This window comes from Halosegnis rubeus (assembly GCF_009184545.1).
Classification (GTDB): domain Archaea; phylum Halobacteriota; class Halobacteria; order Halobacteriales; family Haloarculaceae; genus Halosegnis; species Halosegnis rubeus.
In genome coordinates this window covers 77481-96615 of sequence record NZ_QJOW01000003.1, presented here as the reverse complement: position 1 = coordinate 96615, position 19135 = coordinate 77481, and the positions used below count along the sequence as shown (strand labels likewise).

The 19135-nt window shown below is 65.8% G+C and carries 24 protein-coding genes, 1 tRNA gene and 1 pseudogene; 15 read left to right on the top strand and 11 right to left on the bottom strand.

Annotated elements, in window-relative coordinates; genetic code table 11:
* Nucleotides 1-34: 34 nt before the first annotated feature.
* The 4 genes from thsB to DMP03_RS08035 all read right to left on the bottom strand — a co-directional run bounded on the left by thsB (nucleotide 35) and on the right by DMP03_RS08035 (nucleotide 2764).
* On the bottom strand, nucleotides 35-1702 hold the full coding sequence (gene thsB, locus DMP03_RS08050; RefSeq protein ID WP_152120193.1) for a thermosome subunit beta: 1668 nt from the start codon (nucleotides 1700-1702) through the stop codon (nucleotides 35-37).
* A 366-nt stretch (nucleotides 1703-2068) separates the two neighbouring features.
* Nucleotides 2069-2149 (bottom strand) — tRNA-Ser (locus DMP03_RS08045).
* A 46-nt stretch (nucleotides 2150-2195) separates the two neighbouring features.
* Nucleotides 2196-2384 carry a hypothetical protein gene (locus tag DMP03_RS08040; RefSeq protein ID WP_152120192.1) on the bottom strand — a complete coding sequence of 63 codons (189 nt, stop codon included), beginning with the start codon at nucleotides 2382-2384 and terminating at the stop codon, nucleotides 2196-2198.
* Nucleotides 2384-2764, bottom strand: coding sequence for a Rid family detoxifying hydrolase (locus DMP03_RS08035; RefSeq protein ID WP_152120191.1), 381 nt, complete (start codon nucleotides 2762-2764; stop codon nucleotides 2384-2386). Before DMP03_RS08035 ends, DMP03_RS08040 begins: the two co-directional genes overlap by 1 nt.
* A gap of 53 nt (nucleotides 2765-2817) precedes the next feature.
* Here DMP03_RS08035 and DMP03_RS08030 point away from each other — a divergent pair, with 53 nt between their 5' ends.
* Both DMP03_RS08030 and DMP03_RS08025 read left to right on the top strand, forming a co-directional pair.
* Complete coding sequence (locus DMP03_RS08030; protein ID WP_152120190.1) at nucleotides 2818-3618, top strand: hypothetical protein; 801 nt, start codon at nucleotides 2818-2820, stop codon at nucleotides 3616-3618.
* An 87-nt stretch (nucleotides 3619-3705) separates the two neighbouring features.
* On the top strand, nucleotides 3706-5676 hold the full coding sequence (locus DMP03_RS08025) for a MutS-related protein (RefSeq protein ID WP_152120189.1): 1971 nt from the start codon (nucleotides 3706-3708) through the stop codon (nucleotides 5674-5676).
* A gap of 17 nt (nucleotides 5677-5693) precedes the next feature.
* Here DMP03_RS08025 and DMP03_RS08020 read toward each other — a convergent pair whose 3' ends face one another.
* Nucleotides 5694-6089, bottom strand: a complete 396-nt coding sequence (locus DMP03_RS08020) for a hypothetical protein (protein ID WP_152120188.1) — start codon at nucleotides 6087-6089, stop codon at nucleotides 5694-5696.
* Nucleotides 6090-6200: 111 nt separating this feature from the next.
* On the opposite strand from DMP03_RS08020, the gene DMP03_RS08015 reads away from it, so the two are divergent.
* Genes DMP03_RS08015 through DMP03_RS08005 form a run of 3 tightly spaced genes read left to right on the top strand, consistent with a single transcriptional unit; the run spans nucleotide 6201 to nucleotide 8064 of the window.
* Nucleotides 6201-6566, top strand: a complete 366-nt coding sequence (locus tag DMP03_RS08015) for a hypothetical protein (protein ID WP_152120187.1) — start codon at nucleotides 6201-6203, stop codon at nucleotides 6564-6566.
* Nucleotides 6566-6892 (top strand): hypothetical protein, encoded by a 327-nt coding sequence (locus DMP03_RS08010; RefSeq protein WP_152120186.1) that lies wholly within the window; start codon nucleotides 6566-6568, stop codon nucleotides 6890-6892. Before DMP03_RS08015 ends, DMP03_RS08010 begins: the two co-directional genes overlap by 1 nt.
* 53 nt (nucleotides 6893-6945) lie before the next feature.
* Nucleotides 6946-8064: an ORC1-type DNA replication protein gene (locus DMP03_RS08005; protein WP_152120185.1), complete on the top strand. Its 1119-nt coding sequence runs from the start codon at nucleotides 6946-6948 to the stop codon at nucleotides 8062-8064.
* On the opposite strand, the gene DMP03_RS08000 is transcribed toward DMP03_RS08005, so the two are convergent.
* Nucleotides 8056-8583 (bottom strand): cysteine hydrolase family protein, encoded by a 528-nt coding sequence (locus DMP03_RS08000; RefSeq protein WP_152120184.1) that lies wholly within the window; start codon nucleotides 8581-8583, stop codon nucleotides 8056-8058. The genes DMP03_RS08005 and DMP03_RS08000 overlap by 9 nt on opposite strands.
* Entirely contained in the window at nucleotides 8580-9398 is an 819-nt protein-coding gene (locus DMP03_RS07995) for a YqcI/YcgG family protein (protein WP_152120183.1), read from the bottom strand. The genes DMP03_RS08000 and DMP03_RS07995 overlap by 4 nt, the downstream gene beginning before the upstream one ends.
* A 149-nt stretch (nucleotides 9399-9547) precedes the next feature.
* On the opposite strand from DMP03_RS07995, the gene DMP03_RS14285 reads away from it, so the two are divergent.
* Nucleotides 9548-9706 (top strand): DUF7563 family protein, encoded by a 159-nt coding sequence (locus DMP03_RS14285; RefSeq protein ID WP_172967107.1) that lies wholly within the window; start codon nucleotides 9548-9550, stop codon nucleotides 9704-9706.
* On the opposite strand, the gene glmM is transcribed toward DMP03_RS14285, so the two are convergent.
* Entirely contained in the window at nucleotides 9703-11034 is a 1332-nt protein-coding gene (glmM, locus tag DMP03_RS07990; RefSeq protein ID WP_152120182.1) for a phosphoglucosamine mutase, read from the bottom strand. The two genes, DMP03_RS14285 and glmM, sit on opposite strands and share 4 nt — an antisense overlap.
* Before the next feature lie 27 nt (nucleotides 11035-11061).
* Nucleotides 11062-11706 (bottom strand): SDR family oxidoreductase, encoded by a 645-nt coding sequence (locus DMP03_RS07985; protein ID WP_152133721.1) that lies wholly within the window; start codon nucleotides 11704-11706, stop codon nucleotides 11062-11064.
* A gap of 111 nt (nucleotides 11707-11817) precedes the next feature.
* On the opposite strand from DMP03_RS07985, the gene rpiA reads away from it, so the two are divergent.
* On the top strand, nucleotides 11818-12510 hold the full coding sequence (rpiA, locus tag DMP03_RS07980; protein ID WP_152120180.1) for a ribose-5-phosphate isomerase RpiA: 693 nt from the start codon (nucleotides 11818-11820) through the stop codon (nucleotides 12508-12510).
* A gap of 32 nt (nucleotides 12511-12542) precedes the next feature.
* Here the strand turns inward: rpiA and DMP03_RS07975 are convergent, their stop codons facing one another.
* The gene (locus DMP03_RS07975) at nucleotides 12543-12710 is read right to left on the bottom strand and encodes a DUF1931 domain-containing protein (RefSeq protein ID WP_075937636.1); all 168 of its coding nucleotides are present in this window, start codon (nucleotides 12708-12710) and stop codon (nucleotides 12543-12545) included.
* Nucleotides 12711-12858: 148 nt separating this feature from the next.
* On the opposite strand from DMP03_RS07975, the gene larB reads away from it, so the two are divergent.
* From larB to endA, 5 genes are all read left to right on the top strand, one after another.
* The gene (gene larB, locus DMP03_RS07970) at nucleotides 12859-13626 is read left to right on the top strand and encodes a nickel pincer cofactor biosynthesis protein LarB (protein ID WP_152120179.1); all 768 of its coding nucleotides are present in this window, start codon (nucleotides 12859-12861) and stop codon (nucleotides 13624-13626) included.
* A 91-nt stretch (nucleotides 13627-13717) separates the two neighbouring features.
* Nucleotides 13718-13873 carry a DUF7563 family protein gene (locus DMP03_RS14280; protein WP_172967106.1) on the top strand — a complete coding sequence of 52 codons (156 nt, stop codon included), beginning with the start codon at nucleotides 13718-13720 and terminating at the stop codon, nucleotides 13871-13873.
* A gap of 51 nt (nucleotides 13874-13924) precedes the next feature.
* Nucleotides 13925-14176, top strand: a complete 252-nt coding sequence (locus DMP03_RS07965; RefSeq protein WP_152120178.1) for a GIY-YIG nuclease family protein — start codon at nucleotides 13925-13927, stop codon at nucleotides 14174-14176.
* Nucleotides 14177-14201: 25 nt separating this feature from the next.
* Nucleotides 14202-14906 (top strand): topoisomerase DNA-binding C4 zinc finger domain-containing protein, encoded by a 705-nt coding sequence (locus DMP03_RS07960; protein WP_152120177.1) that lies wholly within the window; start codon nucleotides 14202-14204, stop codon nucleotides 14904-14906.
* A 31-nt stretch (nucleotides 14907-14937) separates the two neighbouring features.
* Entirely contained in the window at nucleotides 14938-15975 is a 1038-nt protein-coding gene (endA, locus tag DMP03_RS07955; protein ID WP_152120176.1) for a tRNA-intron lyase, read from the top strand.
* On the opposite strand, the gene DMP03_RS07950 is transcribed toward endA, so the two are convergent.
* Nucleotides 15965-16669, bottom strand: a complete 705-nt coding sequence (locus DMP03_RS07950; protein WP_152120175.1) for a class I SAM-dependent methyltransferase — start codon at nucleotides 16667-16669, stop codon at nucleotides 15965-15967. The two genes, endA and DMP03_RS07950, sit on opposite strands and share 11 nt — an antisense overlap.
* A 242-nt stretch (nucleotides 16670-16911) precedes the next feature.
* Here DMP03_RS07950 and tnpA point away from each other — a divergent pair, with 242 nt between their 5' ends.
* From tnpA to DMP03_RS14275, 3 genes and pseudogenes are all read left to right on the top strand, one after another.
* Nucleotides 16912-17301, top strand: coding sequence for an IS200/IS605 family transposase (gene tnpA, locus DMP03_RS07945; RefSeq protein WP_152120174.1), 390 nt, complete (start codon nucleotides 16912-16914; stop codon nucleotides 17299-17301).
* Nucleotides 17298-18533 carry an RNA-guided endonuclease InsQ/TnpB family protein gene (locus DMP03_RS07940; protein ID WP_152120173.1) on the top strand — a complete coding sequence of 412 codons (1236 nt, stop codon included), beginning with the start codon at nucleotides 17298-17300 and terminating at the stop codon, nucleotides 18531-18533. Before tnpA ends, DMP03_RS07940 begins: the two co-directional genes overlap by 4 nt.
* A gap of 361 nt (nucleotides 18534-18894) precedes the next feature.
* Nucleotides 18895-19135: pseudogene (locus DMP03_RS14275) on the top strand (hypothetical protein); the annotation flags it as partial.

Sequence of the window (19135 nt, the reverse complement as noted above, 5' to 3'; positions counted from 1 at the left end):
CTGCAAGCGCGTGAAGGAAGTGTAAAAAGTGGAGTTACATCATGCCGCCCATGCCACCCATACCGCCCATGCCGCCACCCATACCGCCGGGTGCACCGCCTTCGTCCTCCTCGCCCTCGGTGGAGAGGTCGCCGGCGGAGATGATGTCGTCAATTTTGAGCACGAGGTTCGCGGCCTCGGTGGCGGACGAAATCGCCTGCTCCTTGGCGTGGGCTGGCTCGACGACGCCGGCGTCGTAGGTGTTCACCACGTCGCCGGTGAACACGTCCAGTCCGGCGTGGACCTCGCCGTCGGCGTGGGCCGCACGCAGGTCGACGAGCGTGTCGATGGAGTCGAGCCCGGAGTTGTCGGCGAGCACGCGCGGGATGAGCTCGAGCGAGTCGGCGAACGCCTCGACGGCGAGCTGTTCGCGACCCTCGACGGAGTCGGCGTAGTCGCGGAGCCGGGAGGCGACCTCGACTTCTGCCGCGCCGCCGCCGGCCAGCACGCGGCCGTCGGAGACGGTCGTCGCGACCACGTCGAGCGCGTCGCCGATACCGCGCTCGAGTTCGTCGACGACGTGCTCCGTGGAGCCGCGAAGCAGGAGCGTCACGCCGTGGCTGTCCTCGCCCTCGACGTAGAACAGTTCGTCCTCGTCGTCACGCGAGATGTCGGCGGTACCGAGCGCGTCGGCGGTGGCGTTCTCGATGTCGGAGACGACGCTCGCACCGGTGACCTCCTTCAGGAAGGCGATGTCGGACTTCTTGACCCGGCGCACGGCGAGGATGCCGCGCTTGGCGAGATAATGCTGGGCCATGTCGTCGATACCCTTCTGACAGAAGACGACGTCCGCGCCGGTGTCGGCGATGGCGTCGACCTTCGCGCGGAGCTGTTCTTCCTCGCTGTCGAGGAACGACTGGAGCTGGTCGGGGGAGTCGAGCTGGAGCTCGGCGTCCACGTCCGTCTCGTCCAGCTCGATGGGCGAGTTCGTGAGCAGCACCTTCGCGTCCGTCAGGCTCGTCGGCATCGATTCCTGGACCGGGTCCTTGTCGATGACTGCGCCGTTGAGGAGTTCGGACTCGCCGGCGGAGCGGCCGGTCTGCGTCTCGATGTTGATGTACTCGAGGTCGACGACGTGACTGCCGTCGTCGGCCTCGACCGTGACGCTCTCGACGGCGTCGACGATGAGCTGGCTGAGCAGCTCCTTGTTGAGTTCTGCACCCTTGCCCGTCATCGAGGTCTCGGCGACCTTCCGGAGTCGCTCGGTGTCGGTCGGGTCGACGGACTCCGCGAGGTTGTCGATCTCCTCGCGTGCCTGCTCGCTCGCGAGGTGGAAGCCCTTGATGATCGCCGTCGGGTGGATATCCTGCTCGAGGAGGTCCTCGGCGTTCTTGAGGAGTTCACCCGCGACCGCGACGGCGGTCGTCGTACCGTCACCGGCCTCGTTCTCCTGCGTCTCGGCGACCTCGACGATCATGGAGGCCGTCGGGTTGTCGATGTCCATCTCCTGGAGGATGGTGACGCCGTCGTTCGTGACGGTCACGTCGCCCATCGAGGAGACGAGCATCTTGTCCATCCCCTTCGGCCCGAGGGTCGAACGCACGGCCTCGGCGACGGCGCGTGCCGCCGAGATGTTGTGTCCCTGCGCATCCTCGTCTTTCATCCGCTGGGAGTCCTCACCGAGAATTACCATCGGCTGGCCCTGCATTCGCTGTTGGCTCATGTCGGTCATGATTTGCTCACGGTTCTATATAAATGTGGTGGAGTCGCTATCTCGCAACGCGAGATGAGCGTGTTGAATCGTCCGGAAAAATCGACTGCAGACGCCCGAATCTATCACCACTCTTCACTGTGGTATGGTGTAACGTAACTCGCTTGCTACCACACTGAACCGCTCGTTTATATATCCACTATCGTCGCACAATCCTTCGCGACCCGGGGTCACCACTGCGTCGCTCTCGACGTAGTCCGTCGCTAAAACGCCAGGACAGGGATTTGAACCACAGTCGGACGTGCTCACTGCGTTGCGCGCGCCCTCCTTGATTCAAATCCCGTGTGCTCGCCACCGTCCGTGTGATTTCAGTAAAAACGCCAGGACAGGGATTTGAACCCTGGATCCATAATGGAACACGCTTTCCAGGCGTGCGCCTTACCACTCGGCCATCCTGGCTCGGTTCGTACCTATCCCGTTCGTCGTGTAAAGCGTTTCGAGACGGTTACGCGAGGCGTCTGTCCACGAGATACGACAGCCCGGCAGTGACGGCTCCGACGAGGAGTCCGACGACGAGCGCCAACAACACCGAGAGGTCTGTGTCGGTCGCCAGTCGGTAGCCGAACGCGAGTACGACGAAGAGTAGCCCGCTCGTGACACCCCACAGCGCGCTCTCGCGGACGACCGGCTCCATCACTCGATGCTGGCGACGGCTTCGATTTCGACGGCGACGCCCTTCGGGAGCGCCCCCGCCTGCACCGCCGACCGCGCCGGCGGCTCCGAATCGAAAAACTCCGCGTACGCCGCGTTCATCTCGTCGAAGTTGTCGATATCCGCGAGAAACACCGTCGTCTTCAACACGTCTGTCGGCGCTGCGCCAGCCTCCGCCAACACGGCCTTCAGATTCGCGAGCGCGAGTTCGGTCTGCTCGGTCACGGACGCCTCGTCGCGAAGCTCACCGTCGGGGGTGAGCGGAATCTGGCCGGCGGTGAAGACGAGGTCGCCGTTCGTCGTCGCCTGACTGTACGCGCCGACCGCCTCCGGCGCTTCGTCGGTGTGGACGATATGCTTCATATTTCGGGGCAGGCGTGGACCGTTCTTAACTCCGGTGGAGACGTAGTTCCGGCGTGTCCCGCCTTCGACGTATCCTCGCCGGCGTGGTCCTCGCCGCGGTGACCGGGATCGTCGCCCGCACCCGCCGCCGTGCACGCGAGGTCCCCCTCAGCCCGATTCTCGGCGACGGTCGTATCGGCGGCGACTGGGCCGACCGCCGCGACCTCCGCGGGGCGTCCGTCGTCGGCGAGATGGACTCCCTCGACGCGTACGAAAGCGAATCATTCGACCCCGACCGCGTCGACCGCGACGTGCGCGCGCTGTACGAGCAGACGAGCGAGTTCGAGATGACGGTCGACGCCACGTGGCACCGGCCGTTCCGACTCGGCGCACGAGCCGCCTCTCGACTGACGAGCCGGGTCGAACAGCTGAATCTTCCCGGTCCGGGCGAGGAACCGAAACGGGTCGAGAGTGACCTCGCGCGACTCGCCGAACCGGCCGCGAGCCGCGACCCCCGCGACGACCCGCGACTCTGGATTCGAACCGAGCCGGACGGCACCGGCGTCTTCACGGCACTCTACGCCAGCTACGAACACGAGGGGAAACGCCGCGTCGACATCGCGGTTCCGCTCCCCAGCGCGAATCTCTCGACGGTGCTCGCCGTCGACAACGACGACGCGGGCATCGAACTCACGACCGACTGTCCCGACGGGGGGCTGTATCTCACCACGCCGGTCGGGGCGATGTCCCTCCCGGCAGACCAGTGGTTCCGGGTCCAGCCGACCGCCGGCGAGGCTGCCGCCGTCGCCCGTCAGTATATCCGGTTCTGTGGCGTTCCGCTCGTGACGATACGCTACGACGTGGTCCGTCGCTGACGGCCGGGTCGACCGGCTTGCTGTGGTCCCGGCAGGGATGCCGACGAGGACTAAGGGTTTTTCTCACGGGGGCCGTCACACCCGTCAATGGAGTTGGAATCGGTTCCCGGAGTCGGAGCAAAGACCGCCGCGCGGCTCCGTGAACTCGACGACCCCGAAGCCGCTCTCGAACGCGGTGACGTAGCCGCTATCGCCCGCGCACCACAGGTATCGGAGGGCCAGGCCGCCCGCATCGCCCGAGGGGCCATCCGTGCTCGCCACGACGACACCGACGACTTCCTGGCCACCGACCGCGCCCGCGAACTCTACGACGACGCCCTCGACCTGTTGCAGGCCGAGACCGTCACCGACTACGCCGCCAAGCGACTGGAGACGTTCTACCCATCTGCGAGCGAGAGCCGCCTCGCCGAGACGCGCGAGTTCACCGACCGCGCGCTCGCCCGCGACCCTACCCCGGCGGTAGCCGACGCCCTCGCCGACGTGACTCCGCTCGCAGAGCCGCGTGACGTTCGCGTACGCGACCGCTGTCTCGCCACCAGCGACGCCGAGACCTACTCGCAAGCGAGCGACGCTTTCCCCGAACTCTCCGTCGAACTCGTGGACGACGCTCGCGACGTGGCCGAACTCGCACGCGGGTACGCCACCGTCATTGCGCTCGACGAGTCATTCGCCGGCATCGAGGTAGAGGGTGACGTGCGCGTCGAACCCCAGGCGTTCGACGACCCCGTCTCTGTCGTCCCCGAGCGCGCGCTCGCCTTCTTCGCCCGCAACCGCGACTCCGTCCGTGCCGCGGCCCGCGTCCACGACGCCGCCGGCATAGATGCGCCCCTCGACACCGACACCGTCGAGGACGCGCTTTCCAGACTCACCGAGGAGGGGACCGTCGCCGACGACGACGAACTCGACCGGCTCTCCGTCGCCGTCGATGACCTCGACGCCGCCGTCTCGATGGCCGAAAACGTCGCCAACGACCGCCTCCGCGAGGCCATCGAAGAGCGCGACGTGACCATCGAGGGCGGTGACCTGCTCTCGCTCGTGGAACGCGGTGCCGGCGTCGATTCCTTACTCGACCGCGAACTCGCCGACGAGTACAGCGACGCCATCGAAGCCGCCCGCGACCAACTAATCGAGACGCTGTCGCTCTCTGACCACGCCGCCCGCGCCCGCACTGCCTTCCCGGACGACCCCACCTTCCCCGTCGAGCACGACGAGCGCGTCGTGAGCAAGCTTCGCGAGGAGCTCACCGCCGAGCGCGACCGCCGCGCCACCCGGCTCAAACAGGAACTCGCCGAGCAGCTGGCCGACCTCCGCGAGCCGGCGGCTGACCTCGTGGACGCCGCGCTCGAACTCGACGTGGAGCTCGCCGTCGCTCGCTTCGCCGACCGATACGACTGCACCGTTCCCGAAATCGGCGGCTCTGGCATCGCCATCGAGGGCGGCCGGTCGCCCCTGCTCGATGTGGCCTTCGAGGATGTCGAGCCGGTCGAGTACGCCGTCGGTGGGGTCGCACTCCTCTCGGGTGTCAACTCCGGCGGGAAGACCTCGACGCTCGATTTGGTCGGGCTCGTGGCCGTGCTCGCGCACATGGGGATGCCCGTCCCCGCCGACGAGGTGCGAATCGAACAGTTCGAGACGCTCCACTATCAGGCCAAGTCGCAGGGAACCCTCGACGCCGGAGCCTTCGAGTCCACGCTCCGGGAGTTCGGCGACCTCGCGACCGGCGACGCGACCCGACTGGTCCTCGTGGACGAACTCGAATCCATCACCGAACCCGGTGCGAGCGCGCTCATCATCGCCGGCATCCTCGAAGCCCTCCACGAGTCGGATTCGACTGCCGTTTTCGTCTCACACCTCGCGGGCGAGATCCGCGACGCCTGCGCGTTCGACGTGCAGGTCGACGGTATCGAGGCCGTCGGCTTGGAAGACGGAGAGCTCCGCGTGAATCGCTCCCCGGTCAAGAACAAACTCGCGCGCTCGACCCCGGAGCTGATTGTCGAGAAATTAGCGGAGGATTCGGGTGAGATGTTCTACGACGACCTACTGGACAAGTTCGAGTAGCACTGCTTTGAGGAACTTCATACGTTGCCCACTAGTATATCTCCCTCTCTGTAGAATGTCTGATAATATTGATTACCCCTCTTGACGTAGGGCCACCGAAGTGGCTCTGGAACGCGACCCTCAGTTTGTTCGGAGTAGTTGTTCACCAGCGACCCGCTGAGCGATTCAAAAGCCTCTGAAAACGGTTTACACGTCCGGTATCTCGGCTCTGGGATAGCCACGTCGAGAATCTCCTGTTCTGCTGGCGTGCGCTCACCGTAGACGACCGGAATCGTCTGGTCCCGCTGGTCTGTCGTGAGGGTGGCGTCCCGACACCGAATCTCACCGACGTTCTTGCTGGCACAGCCGGTAATCTGCTGACAGCCCCCGAGCAACAGCAGTCCCCCCGACGCGAGGACCTGTCTTCTATTCACACTACACCGTGTTGAGAAGATATCATACGTCTTGTGGGTGTTGGGTCGCACGGTGGACAAGCACAACAGTACGTCAGTACACTCATTACGCCAGCATACCAACTACGGACGATGCCAGTAAGTATCGACGAGTTCGAGTCGGGCGAGCTGCCGAGCGAGCAGAGCGTGCCGGCGCAGGTGGTCGCGTTCCTCCACAGCCACGCAGACAAGGCGTTCACGCGCGGCGAGATTGCGACGGAACTCGACGCCGACCCGAACACCGTCGGGACGGCGCTCTCCCGACTGAAAGACCGGATGCTCGTGCGCCACCGCGGTAACTACTGGGCCATCACGGACGACAGCGACCGGGTCCAAAGTGCCTACAACCTCGCCACCGCCACCGCGCGGCTGAACGCCGAGGACGGCGGTATCGACCCCGATGCGTGGGACGAAACCTCGCCCGAGGACGCCCATCCAAGCGAGCGGAGCGACGACTGATGCACCCGAAACACGGGGATATCGTCCGGAGTACGGACCCGTTCAAACTCGGTACCGAGCGACAGCGCCCGTGGCTCATCATCAACACCGATACCCACCCATTCGATGAGGAGCAGTTCATCGCGCTCGCCGTCACGACCAAGCAGTACGAACCGTCCGTTCCACTCTCAGACGACGTGTGGGTGACAGGTGGTGTTCCACGGAACTCTTTCGTCTCTCCGTGGGCGATTCACTCACCACGAGTCGAGGACCTCGTCGCGTGGCAGGGTCGAGTTACTGACGACTACGTTACGCGTGTCGTTGAGGAAGTCCAGACGTATCCCTGATTCCTCGCTCCGCCCACAGCTTTATCATGTCCGGGTAGCGAGGTGAAAGTAGAATGAGCGGGGATATGCTCGGGTGGGACGAGTCGGTGTTCCGCGACGAGACGGTCTTCGATTTCGAGTACGTCCCGGAGACGTTCCAACACCGCGGCGAGCAGATGGAGACGCTGAAGTACGCGCTCCGGCCCGCCGTCCGCGGCTCGCGCCCCCTGAACGTCCTCGCGCGCGGCCCGCCGGGCACGGGGAAGACGACCGCCGTCCAGAAGCTGTTCGACGAACTCGCCGGCGTCTCTGACGTGCAGACGGTCCGCGTCAACTGCCAGGTGGATGCCACCCGCTACTCCGTCTTCTCGCGGATCTTCGAGGGCCTGTTCGACTACGAGCCGCCGACCTCGGGTATCTCCTTCAAGAAGCTGTTCGGCCAGATTACCGAGCGACTGGTCGAGGACGACGAGGTGCTCGTCGTCGCGTTAGACGACGTGAACTATCTCTTCTACGAGAACGAGGCCTCGGAGACGCTCTATTCGCTGTTGCGCGCCCACGAGGCGCAGTCGGGTGCGAAAATCGGCGTGATCGTCGTCTCGTCTGACCTCGATTTGGACGTGATCGCCGACCTCGACGGGCGCGTCCAGTCGGTCTTCCGACCCGAGGAGGTGTACTTCAACACCTACGGCGAGCGCGAAATCGTCGACATCCTGCGCGAGCGCGTCGAGCGCGGCTTCGTGGAAGGGGCGGTCGGCCCACGGATTCTCGACGCCGTCGCGGAACGCACCGCCGACTCCGGGGGCGACCTCCGGGTGGGCATCGACCTGCTTCGGCGGGCCGGGCTCAACGCCGAGATGCGCGGCTCCACCGAGGTGAGCGTCGAGGACGTGGAGAAAGCGTACGAGAAGGCGAAACACGTCCACCTCTCGCGACATCTGCGCGGGCTATCTGAGTCCGAACAGGCCTTCTTGCGCACGCTCGCGGAACACGACGGCAAGCGGGCCGGCGACGTGTACGACCCCTTCCACGACACCACCGACCTCGGCTACACCCGCTACTCCGAGATTATCAACAAACTCGACCAGCTCGGGCTCATCGACGCCGAGTACGCCGAGGTGGAGGGGCGCGGTCGCTCGCGAGAACTGTCCTTGTCTTACGACGCCGAGGCCGTGCTGGAACGGCTAGAGTAACGAGTCTGTCGTCACGATGTCCGCGAACTCCCCCGATAGCTGTGCGAGTGCGGTCCGGTGGACCGTCTCGGGGCCGAACCGCTCGCCGTCGAGACTTCGCTCGTGGGTCGCGGTCGCGTCGCGCACGACCCGCACGTCGAAGCCGAGATTCTCCCCCATCCGGGCCGTCGTGGAGACGCAGTGGTCGGTCGTCAACCCCCCGATGACGATGGAGTCTTCGCCCTGCTCGCGGAGCCACTCGGCCAGCCCGGTCCCGATGAACGCGCTGTTGGCCTGCTTGGTGACGACGTGCTCGCCCTCGGGTTCGAGCCCCTCCTTCCACGCGAAGCCGGGATCATCCGCCCGAAGGGGTGAGTCCGGTTCCGTCGAGTCGTGGCGAGCGTGGACGACGGAGTCGCCGCGCTCGCGCCACGCGGTCAGCAATTCGCGAGCGCGCGCCTCGGCGTCGGGGTTGTTTCGCTCCCCCCACCGCGGCTCGTCGAAGCCGGTCTGGAAATCCACGAGCAACAGGACGCTCATGCGAGCAGCTCCCGCTCCGGGCGCTCGATCGGCTCTCCCTTCGGATGGTCGCGCGCGATGTGAATCGGCGGGGAATCGGGCGCGAGCGACTCGTCTTCCGGGAGCATATACTGGTGCCACTCGCGGTCGCCCTCGACGCCCCAGTCGCCGAGGAACCGGTGGGGAGCGACGCCGTCGTACTCTTCGAGCCGGCGCTGGATGAGTTCACGCGCCTGCTCGCCGGTCGGGTGGTCTGCGGTCACGTTCAGCTTCTCGAACAGCGCGCGCGGCTGGAACGTGATTTCCAGTCCGACCGGGCTGTAGCGGCTCTGGCGCTCCTCGTAGAAGGGCGCGCGACAGGTCGGAAACATCGGTTCGCCCCCGAAGGAGAACTCCCACTTCGGGTGGTCGGTGTCGGTCGGAATCTCCGCCGGCCACGGCTCGGGGTCGTGGACGTGGAGAAACTGGAGGATGTTCCACAGCGCCTCGTGGTACTCGCGTTCGGTCCACGGCTCCGTAGGCGGGCGGAACACGGCGACGAGCGAGGCCCGGTCGCTGTGACTCTCCCACGTGTCGAGATACTCCAGCAGCGTCGCTCCCAACTGTCGGAGCGCGTCGGGGTCGGACATCGAATCGACAGCCGTGTACAGCGGGTCGCCCTGTCGGACCGACTCTGCGCCGAAGAAACACGGGAACGGCGAGCCGTCACGCTCGCCGGTCATGCTCGCCTCGAACGTCTCCCAGTGGTCACGTACCCACTCCGGAGTCGCGGAGTCTCGCGCCGCCGCCGTGAACGTCGCTTGGTCTGTGAGTCTCCCCACCACAGACGCGTTCATACACGAAAACGGGACTCCCGAGTCATGAACGTTGTGTTATCGGCGGTAAAACACGGGGAACCAACCGGGAACGTCGCTCCGCCGCCCTCAAATCGTGGTACAAATTCACACAGTACCGTTATTATGAACTGTGCTGTTCGTTTACACACATGCCGGAATGCCAGAACTGCAGTTCGTTCGTGACGGCAGCGTACGCTCGTGTGTTCACACCGAACGGCGTCGACGCTCCGCGCGTCTGTCCACAGTGTGAGGACAAGATTCGCGACGGCGCAGACGTGCGGCAGGCCCGCTCGACCCGGCGAACCTAACGCTCTCTTGCGGTCTCCACGTACTCGCTCGCTTCAGCGAACAGCGCCGCGGCCCGCTGCTTCTCGTGGGCCTCGGCCGTCACCCGGACCAGCGGCTGGGTCCCGCTCGCCCGGAGCAGGAACCACCCGTCCGTCGTCTCGACGCGCACTCCGTCGAGCGTCGAGACGCGCGACTCATCGTAGTCTGCGAGCAGTCGCTCGCGCACTCGCTCCATTACCGCCGTCTTCGCCTCGACCGCGACGCTTCCCCGCTCGATTGGGTAGGTCGGTATTTCGCTCGCGCGCTCGGTGAGCGAACGCTCGTTCGCCAGCGCGACCAGCCGACAGGCCGCGTACGGCCCGTCGGGACACAGGGTTTTTTCCGGCCAAATCCACGCGCCCGACGGCTCGCCGCCGAAGGCCACGTCCGGGGCCGTCGCCGCCGCCGCGACGTAGGTGTCTCCGACGGGCGTGCGCTCGACACCGACGCCCCGTTCTGCGAGATACTTCTTGACGGCGAGACTCGTGTCGACGGGCACGGCGACCCGGTCGCCGGTCGTCGCCGCGTCGGCCGCAAACAGCGCCAGCGTCACGTCCCCCGAGAGGTAGGTCCCGTCGCCGGCCACGGCGCGCAGCCGGTCGGCGTCGCCGTCGTGGGCAATCCCGACCGTCGCGTCCGACTGCCGGACGAGGGTGGCGAGCGATTCGCAGTTTTCTGCCGTCGGCTCCGAGGGCCGCCCCGGGAAGGAGCCGTCCGGTTGTGCGTTCAGCGTCTCGACCGCACAGCCGAGGTCGGTGAGGGCGTCGACGGTGACGCCTCCGGCCCCGTTCCCGAGGTCGACGACCACCTGCTCGGCGACGGGCCCGGTCGCTTCGACCAGTCGCTCGCGGTGGGCCGTCGTCGCTTCGACCGCCGTTCGCGATCCGAGACCGTCCCACGCTTCGAGCTCCCAGTCGCTCGCAGTGATCCGTCGTTCGATGTCCCCCCTGCGGTCGGCGTCGAACGCCTGTCCCGACGGCTGCCACAGCTTGATGCCGTTGTCGGGTGCGGGGTTGTGACTCGCGGTGATGACGACACCCGCACCGGCGTCCATCGGGTCGACGGCCCGCGCGACCGTCGGGGTCGCCGCGACGCCGGTATCGAGCACGTCCACGCCCGTCTCGCACAGCCCCGCGGCGAGCGCATCGAGGAGGAGCGTGCCCGACTCTCGGGAATCGCGACCCACGACGACGCGACGGGATGCGTCGCGCGCCCCGAGGTGTGCACCGAGCGCGCGCCCCACGTCGAGTGCAACCCCCGCCGTCATCGTCTCCCCGACCGGCCCGCGAATCCCGCTCGTTCCGAACATGGTCTCGCTTCGTGGCCCGCGACAAAACTACTGGGTGTCCAGCCGTACCCGAGTCGGAACCGCACCCGACGCCTCCGCGAGTTCGAGATACCGGTCCGCGAGGTCGTCGCTCCCGACCGCGCCCGGGAAATCGCTGTCTGGGGGTCGCACCGCCGTCGCAATCTCGACGTAGGTCACCTGCACCCCCTCGACTGCGGCGTCAAGTGTCCGAGCCAGCCCGCGGGTGGCGGGCGCGGCACTGGCCCACTCCACCTGTTCGGGGGCCGGTTCGCTCGCGTAGGTGGTGCCGGAGACGAGCACCGTCCCGCCGTCGCGCAGGTCGTCCAGACACGCCTGTACGAGGTGGAAGGTGCCGAGCGTCCGGACCCGCCACAGCCGTTCGAGCGTCGCGGCGTCGGCCGAATCGATCGGGTTGCCGGCCCCGCCGCTGGCGTTACAGACGAGACAGTCGACGCTCCCGAGCGCCTTCCGCGTCTCCGCGACCGCCCGGTCTACCTCGTCCTCGTCGGTGATGTCGGCCCGAATCGAGACGGCCGAATCGAGGTCGTTCGCGAGTCCGTCGGCTCCGGACCGCGAGACGAGCGCCACCTGCCAGCCGGCTGCGTCGAACCGCCGCGCGACCCCGGTCCCGATTCGCTCCCCCACGCCCGCGAGCAGGAGTGTCCGTGTCATGTGCGAGCAGACGGGCGCGAAGGCCAAGAGTAGTTCCTGACGCGCGGTTTTGTAACAGCGTCGACAGAACCCATCCGAGGCTTTTCCACGGATGCGGATGGACGACTCGACATGAAACGGACGGGTGGCTCGGACGAGGCGAAACGACGGGCCGGCGAGGCGGCCGCCGACCGCGTGACCGACGGCGAAATCGTCGGGCTCGGCACCGGAAGCACCGCCGCCCATGCGATTCGCGCCCTCGGTCGGTCGGTCGACTCGGGGCTTGACATCCGGGGCGTGCCGACCTCGTTCCAGTCGCGGGACCTCGCCCGCGAGGTCGGGATTCCGCTGACGACGCTGGACGAGGCGACCCCCGACGTGGCTATCGACGGGGCCGACGAGGTGGCGGGCTTCGACCTCATGAAGGGGGGCGGCGCGGCCCACGCCCGCGAGAAGTACGTCGCGAGCGCGGCCGACCGCTTCCTCGTCGTCGCCGACGACTCGAAGCTGACCGACGCGCTCGCCGGGCCGGTGCCGGTCGAACTGCTGCCCGACGCGCGCGCGCCGGTCGCGGCGGCGATTCGCGAGGTCGGCGGTGAGCCGACGCTCCGGGCCGCCGAGCGCAAGGACGGGCCCGTCGTCACGGACAACGGGAACCTCGTCTTCGACTGCGCGTTCGAGGAAATCGACCCCGAGTCGCTGGCTCCGACGCTGTCGGCGATTCCGGGCGTCGTTGAGCACGGCCTGTTCGTCGGACTCGCCGACGCGGTGCTCGTCGGACGCGCCGACGGGGTAGAGCGGCGAGTGCCGCCGCTGTCGGAGTAGCGTCGAAAGAAAGCGGGGAGTTCGAGTCCGACTTAGAGGTCGCGCGGCTGGACCGTCTTCCGGTCGTTCGCGTCGGCGCGTCGCGCTGCGTCCTCGAGCAGCTCCTCGACTTCCGCGTCGAGTGCCTCGTAGAAGTCGGAGGCGACGTTCATCTCATCGAGTTCGTCCTTCACTGCGGCCTTGACGATTAGGTCTGCCATTACACCACGGCGTACTTCGAGCCGACTTATATACTTTCCTGATTCGTTGGCAGTAGGGGCCGTCATACCCCCGTTTTCCGCTGTAGAACCAGGCAGAATCCCCCGACGACGGCGACAGGTCCGTAACCCCCCGTCTCGAACGACGGCTATGCGCGAACTCCTCGAACGCGTGGCGGCGGGTGACTGCTCGCCCGCGGCCGCAGAGAGCCAACTGCGCGGCTACGCTACCGGCGACGGCGGTCGCTTCGACGCCGCCCGAACCAGCCGCACCGGTATCCCCGAAGGTATCCTGGCTGACGGAAAGACGACCGCCGAAATCGTCGCGCTCGCGCTCGATGCCGTCGACGCGACCGGCCGCGCGCTCGTCACTCGACTCGACGATGAGACCGCTGACGCTATCGACCGCGCCGTGAGCGGCGAGTTTTCCGGCGCGACCGTCGACCACGACGCCCGCGCCCGAACCGTTGTCGTCCGCGCGCTCGACTACGACCCGCCGGCGCTCGACGCGACGGTCGGAGTCGTCACTGCGGGCACGTCGGACGCAGTTCCCGCCGGCGAGACCGCCGTCGTCGCCGGCGAGATGGGGGCGGCTATCGAGCGTGTCGACGACGTCGGCGTCGCCGGCATCCACCGGCTGTTCGACCAGCTCGACCGCATCCGCGAGCCGGACGTGCTCGTCGTCGCCGCCGGCAGGGAGGGCGCACTCCCGACGGTCGTCGCGGGACTCGTCGACGCCCCGGTCATCGCGCTCCCCGTCTCGAACGGGTACGGCCACGCTGGTGAGGGGGAGGCGGCTCTCGACGGGATGTTGCAGTCGTGCACGCCGCTGTCGGTCGTCAACATTGACGCGGGGTTCGTCGCCGGAGCACAGGCCGGACTCATCGCGCGTACAGTAGACCGGGCACGAAGCGACTGAACAGTCAGTTCGAAACCCGGCGAGCGAGGGTATATCAGTGCGCGACCCCACAGCGTTAATACCGATGCGGATTCCTCCGCGTCGGGTGACCATGCCAACGTGTGACCACTGTGACGCGCACGTCTCGGAGCGATTCGCCCGCGTCTTCACCGACGACAACGGCGCGCTCCGCGCCTGTCCCAACTGCTCGGCGAACGCAGGCATCGCCGAGGTCTCACAGGAACGTGCGTTTCAGTCACAATTCTGACGGCGTCGTACTGCCCCCAAACTAACGGGGGTGCCCTCTTAGGACTCGCCAGTGACGACACCACACTACGTCTACGTCATCGAGTGTGCCGACGGTAGCTTCTACACCGGCTACACGACCGACGTACAACGGCGCGTCGCGGAACACGACGCCGGGAAAGGAAGCAAGTACACCCGCGGGCGCACGCCGGTCGAGCTTCGGTACACCGAGCAGTTCGACACCAAGGGCGCGGCCATGTCCCGCGAGCACGAAATCAAGCAGCTCTCGCGACGCCAGAAGGAGCGGCTCGTCTGCGACGGTTGATATAGGAAGCCGCGCCACACGACCCATGCACGCTCACCTGTTGGCTGGCGACTGTACGACCACGTTCGACGGGGACCGGGCTTACGAGAAACGCGGTCGCGTCGTCTGTCTCCGCAAGCCCGACGACACCGTTCTCGTCCACGACGCCGCGGGCTACCGCCCGGTCGCGTGGCTCACCCGTCCGGACGCCTCGATGGCGGTCGGCTCTCCGCCGACGGTCGAGGCTCGCGACGGGGACGACCGCCTGCGCGTCACCTTCCACGAGACCAGCGTCGACGTGCGGATTCTGGTCTCGCCAGCCGGGGAAGCCGCCGGTCCGTGTCCCGACTGCACCGGCGCGCTGGTCGAGCGCTCGGGGACGGTCGCGTGTACTGACTGCGACCACGAACACGCCCTGCCCGCAGGTGCGACCGTCCTCGATGACACCTGTGACTGTGGCCTGCCGCGCATCGAAGTGACGCGTGGCGTCACCGTCGAAGTGTGTGTCGACCGCGGGTGTGAACCGCTCGACGCCGCGATAGAGACCGAACTCGACCGACGGTTCGACTGTCCCGACTGCGGGCGGGACATGCGGGTCGTCCGTGCGGGCGGTCTCCTGCTCGGCTGTGACGGCTACCCCGAGTGTGACGTGTCGGTTCCGCTCCCGAACGAGGTGTGTGACGGCGTCTGTGCGTGTGGACTGCCGACCGTCGACGGTCGCTGTCTCGACGCCGCATGCGCGTCTCCGTAGGTTTTTGATGGGGCACGTCTGTGGGCCAGGTATGCAAGCACACGTCGAGGGCGAGACGGTACAGGTCGGTCACGCCGGCCGCGAGCAGTTCTACGACGCTCGCGGCTACGGCCACCCTGTCGACGGTGAACTCCACCTCTCTCACGTCGAGGCCGCCCACCTCCTGTTCCGGGGTGACCTGGACTCCGTCGAGGGGATGGGCTTCCGGGAGTTCTTCGAGACCGAGGGCGGACTCGCCTCTCGCTTTCTCGTCTACAAGGACCTCCGCGACCGCGGCTTCTATCTCACGCCCGCACGCGACGAGTGGGTCGACGACACCGACGGCATCGATTTCGTCGTCTACCCGCGCGGAAAGGGCCCGTGGGACGACGCCGTCGAGTACCGCGTCCGCGTCGTCGCCGAGCGCGAGACCGTCCCCGCGGCCGACCTCGGCGACGTGGTGCTTGCCGTCGTCGACGAAGAGTCCGAACTGACGTATCTGGAGACGAGCGTGCCGGAGGTGTCCGGCACGGCGACCGACCACACCGAACACGGCACCGACGCCGCCCTCCTTGACGACCGCGTCGCCGTCTGGGAGCCGCCGGAGTGGCTCTACGCGCGGGGATTTTACGGCCAACCGCTGGACGACGACCGCACCGCTATCCAGCTCTCGCTCATCGAGGGGGCGTATCTGGCCGAACAGGGCGTCCTCTCGGTCCCGGGCGGGCGCGAGGCCGTCCTCGAACTCGGCCGCGAGACGGAAGGCGACCGGTTCGACCGCCGGCTCACCGTCTACACCGTCCTCCGCGCCCGTGGTATCGTCCCCAAGACCGGCTTCAAGTTCGGCGCGGACTTCCGCACCTACGCCCACGTGTCTTCAGTCGACGACCTCGGCCACTCCGAGCGACTCGTCCGCGTGCTCCCGGACGGCCACACCTTCGCCCCGCGTGATCTCTCGCTCGACGTGCGACTCGCCCACGGCGTCCGCAAGGAGATGGTGTTCGCGTTCACCGACGGCACCAGCCACGGTCCCGACGTGGACCCCAACGGCGAGGTAGAGTGGCTCGCCGTCCAGCGGCTCACGCCGTAGCTTTCGGTACGTACACCAGCGGCGCGTGGTGCCACGCCCACTGCACCTCCAGCGCATCGACGATCGTGGACACCTCTCTCGGCCACACGCCCAACGTCTCGTAGATCTGCTCCCGCGAGAGCACGCTGTCGCCGTCGAGGAGAGCGGCGAATCGCTCGCGATACCGGTTGGGGTCGAAGACGAACGGCCGGTCCGCGTGCGCGTATGGGTCCTCGGCAGCCACCTGACAGAACTCCTGTGCCGCGCGATTCATGTAATTAAACAGTAGGGACCCGTCGGCTCTGACGGCCCCATACAGCGTCTCAAGCGCCGATTCAACGGCTCGAACGTACTGGAGCGTAAAGTACGAGAAGACGACTGCGAACTCCCTTTCGGGGTCGAACGTGGGGAGCGTCACCTGCTCGAAGCGAAGATTCTCCAGTCCCGCCTCGTCGGCCCGGATGCGATTGTCTGCGAGCACGGATTCGGCAGTGTCGAAGCCGACCACCTCGCGGTCGGGAAACTGTTCCGCGACCGCAAACGCCGTCGCGCCGCCACCACAGCCCACGTCGGCAATCGGGCCGGGCGGTGCGGCTTCCTCGATGAATGCACACAGCGTCTCGGCGGCGTGGTGGGCGCTCGGACTCGCCTCCTCGCGCTCTCCTTCCGTCGTGTCCGTCCAGTACGCCTCCCAGTCGAGGGTTCCATCGGTCATCCGTCGATGAACACCCCGCGGTCGTCGGCTGCCCGGCCTGCCGTCCCCTGTTCGCAGTGGTCCGGATCCGGATGGCCGAATCGATCCGTCTCTATCTTGATACATAGTGCGAGCGCATACCCGCGTCTTCAGGCGCGGGTCAAGCGGACAATAGCGTACATCTCCACCGACGATAGCACGGCTGGATTTCCCACCGTGTACAATAGTTTTAAGACACCATAGAGGCATAGTGTGTAGTACGGATGAAGACCACACGGCACGCAACGTACAACCTCAACTACCACATAGTGTGGATACCGAAGTACCGTGAATCGGTACTCGCCGGTGACGTTGCAACCCGTGTGCGAGACATCCTCCACGAAATAGCCGACGAGAAAGGGTTGGAGATTATCGACCTAACCGTCCAACCCGACCACATCCACCTGTTCGTCAGTAGCCCGCCGAAACACGCCCCGTCACTTCTCGCCAACTGGTTCAAAGGCATCAGTTCGCGGAAATACAACCACCGACACGCCGACCACGACGGAGAGAAAATCAAGTGGGCACGTGGCTACTACGCAGGAACAGCGGGACACGTTTCGAGCGAGACTGTCGAGAAGTACATCCAGCGTCACGAGGAGGACGAACAGTGACCGAACTCACCGAGACGCTGGAACTCAAGCTTGTGGAGCCGAACGCCCACAAGCACCGCAAACTCTGTGAGACGAAACAGGCGTACCAAGACGCGCTCGAAGCCGCGTTCAACGCCAACTGCACCACACAGTCAGCGGCCAACGACGTAGTGGTCAACTACGACCTGAGCGGCTACGCGAAGAACGCGCTCAAGAAGTACGTCCCACAACTCTGTGGCGGAAGCTACGACGCGAAAGAGCTTCACGACGACCACCCTGTTCGGTTCACGAACGAAGGCCCGAAGCTCGACCACAAGCCGCAGAACGCCATCGAGTGGTACGTCAAAATCCCGCACCACGACGATTACAACCTCTGGTTGCCCGCACAGCCGAATCCCGAACAACGAGAGTGGCTGGAAGCGTTGCACGCCGGAGACGCGGAACTGGGAGAGTGTCGGCTGTTCAACCGCAACGGTGAGTGGTACTTCCACATCGTCGCTACGCGAGATGTGGCGGAACGAGAAACCAGTTCGGCGGAAACGCCGATTGGGGTAGACATCGGGGAAGCCTCTTTGTTAACGGTGTGTCACCGTGACGAGCGCGGCTCCCCGACTGCACCCAACCTCTGGAACGACGAAGGTAAGCGAGTCCGGCAACTCCGTGAGACGTATTTCACGGTGACTCGACGCCTTCAGAAACGCGGAAGCGAACGTATCGCAGAGTCCTACGGCGACGAGTTGTGGCGACACATCGACCACATCCTCCACACGGTCACATCGGAGGTCGTGGCCTACGCCGACCAATTCGAGAACCCCGTACTGGTTCTGGAAGACTTGACGCACATCCGTGAGAACATGGACTACGGCGCGTTCATGAACCGCCGCCTCCACGGATGGGGATTCACCAAGATGCACGCCCAGATTCGCTACAAGGCGGCTGAGAAAGGGATTCGTGTGGAGACGGTGAATCCCGCGTACACCTCGAAGACGTGTCACTGTTGCGGAGAACAGGGCTACCGTCCGAAGCAGGCGACGTTCAAGTGTTCCAACTCGGGATGTTGGGTTTCGGAGTACCAAGCAGACGTTAACGCCGCGCTCAATATTGCAGACCGCTACCTCAGCGGAGAGAGCCACTCAAGAGAACACACGAGTGGCGATGACTCGGCTGAGGATGGGGGACGTTTGACCGTCCCACAAGACAGCCAAGCCGATGCTGACACCCAGCAAGAGACGCTTGGAACGTATGCGTCTTGAAACCTTAGGGTCGCGCTCGGCCTGAAATCCCATGGTGGGATTCCCGCGACTTTAGGCGCGGGAGGAGGTCAATCCTGTCTGTCGCGCGTACGCCGCCGGGTCCGATACTGTCAGAGTGGATATATTTCCTGTCATGTGAGTGCTGCTGCCGGTTGCTCAACGCTGATTCGCCACGTACCGACGCCACCGTCGCTCTCCGACGGCTTCTCGACGTACAGACTACGGGGGCAAAAAAGTGTTGGGGATAAAGAATTTACTCCTTACTTACTATTTCTCACGCCTCACGCTTAGCTTTTGTCCCCGCGTGTGAACGAGTGCACGCGAACGAACCGCTTTTTGTCCGAACCGCCGAGGTCGATGTATGAACGACGACCACGACGAGGGTGAGTCGCTTCCGTCCCGCGAGAACGTGCTATCGGACGGGAGTGAGTGGTCGGGAAGCGACCACGAGGTTGGTCGGACTCCGTCCGACGAGAGTGAGTGGTCGGGAAGCGACCACGAGGTTGGTCGGACTCCGTCCGACGAGAGTGAGTGGTCGGGAAGCGACCACGAGGTTGGTCGGACTCCGTCCGACGAGAGTGAGTGGTCGGGAAGCGACCACG

Bases quoted from the DNA above. Each gene is read 5' to 3' on its own strand.
- thsB (WP_152120193.1), bottom strand. From the start codon at position 1,702: ATGAGCCAACAGCGAATGCAGGGCCAGCCGATGGTAATTCTCGGTGAG.
- DMP03_RS08040 (WP_152120192.1), bottom strand. From the start codon at position 2,384: ATGGAGCCGGTCGTCCGCGAGAGCGCGCTGTGGGGTGTCACGAGCGGG.
- DMP03_RS08035 (WP_152120191.1), bottom strand. From the start codon at position 2,764: ATGAAGCATATCGTCCACACCGACGAAGCGCCGGAGGCGGTCGGCGCG.
- DMP03_RS08025 (WP_152120189.1), top strand. From the start codon at position 3,706: ATGGAGTTGGAATCGGTTCCCGGAGTCGGAGCAAAGACCGCCGCGCGG.
- DMP03_RS08015 (WP_152120187.1), top strand. From the start codon at position 6,201: ATGCCAGTAAGTATCGACGAGTTCGAGTCGGGCGAGCTGCCGAGCGAG.
- DMP03_RS08010 (WP_152120186.1), top strand. From the start codon at position 6,566: ATGCACCCGAAACACGGGGATATCGTCCGGAGTACGGACCCGTTCAAA.
- DMP03_RS08005 (WP_152120185.1), top strand. From the start codon at position 6,946: ATGAGCGGGGATATGCTCGGGTGGGACGAGTCGGTGTTCCGCGACGAG.
- DMP03_RS08000 (WP_152120184.1), bottom strand. From the start codon at position 8,583: ATGAGCGTCCTGTTGCTCGTGGATTTCCAGACCGGCTTCGACGAGCCG.
- DMP03_RS07995 (WP_152120183.1), bottom strand. From the start codon at position 9,398: ATGAACGCGTCTGTGGTGGGGAGACTCACAGACCAAGCGACGTTCACG.
- DMP03_RS14285 (WP_172967107.1), top strand. From the start codon at position 9,548: ATGCCGGAATGCCAGAACTGCAGTTCGTTCGTGACGGCAGCGTACGCT.
- glmM (WP_152120182.1), bottom strand. From the start codon at position 11,034: ATGTTCGGAACGAGCGGGATTCGCGGGCCGGTCGGGGAGACGATGACG.
- DMP03_RS07985 (WP_152133721.1), bottom strand. From the start codon at position 11,706: ATGACACGGACACTCCTGCTCGCGGGCGTGGGGGAGCGAATCGGGACC.
- rpiA (WP_152120180.1), top strand. From the start codon at position 11,818: ATGAAACGGACGGGTGGCTCGGACGAGGCGAAACGACGGGCCGGCGAG.
- DMP03_RS07975 (WP_075937636.1), bottom strand. From the start codon at position 12,710: ATGGCAGACCTAATCGTCAAGGCCGCAGTGAAGGACGAACTCGATGAG.
- larB (WP_152120179.1), top strand. From the start codon at position 12,859: ATGCGCGAACTCCTCGAACGCGTGGCGGCGGGTGACTGCTCGCCCGCG.
- DMP03_RS14280 (WP_172967106.1), top strand. From the start codon at position 13,718: ATGCCAACGTGTGACCACTGTGACGCGCACGTCTCGGAGCGATTCGCC.
- DMP03_RS07960 (WP_152120177.1), top strand. From the start codon at position 14,202: ATGCACGCTCACCTGTTGGCTGGCGACTGTACGACCACGTTCGACGGG.
- endA (WP_152120176.1), top strand. From the start codon at position 14,938: ATGCAAGCACACGTCGAGGGCGAGACGGTACAGGTCGGTCACGCCGGC.
- DMP03_RS07950 (WP_152120175.1), bottom strand. From the start codon at position 16,669: ATGACCGATGGAACCCTCGACTGGGAGGCGTACTGGACGGACACGACG.
- tnpA (WP_152120174.1), top strand. From the start codon at position 16,912: ATGAAGACCACACGGCACGCAACGTACAACCTCAACTACCACATAGTG.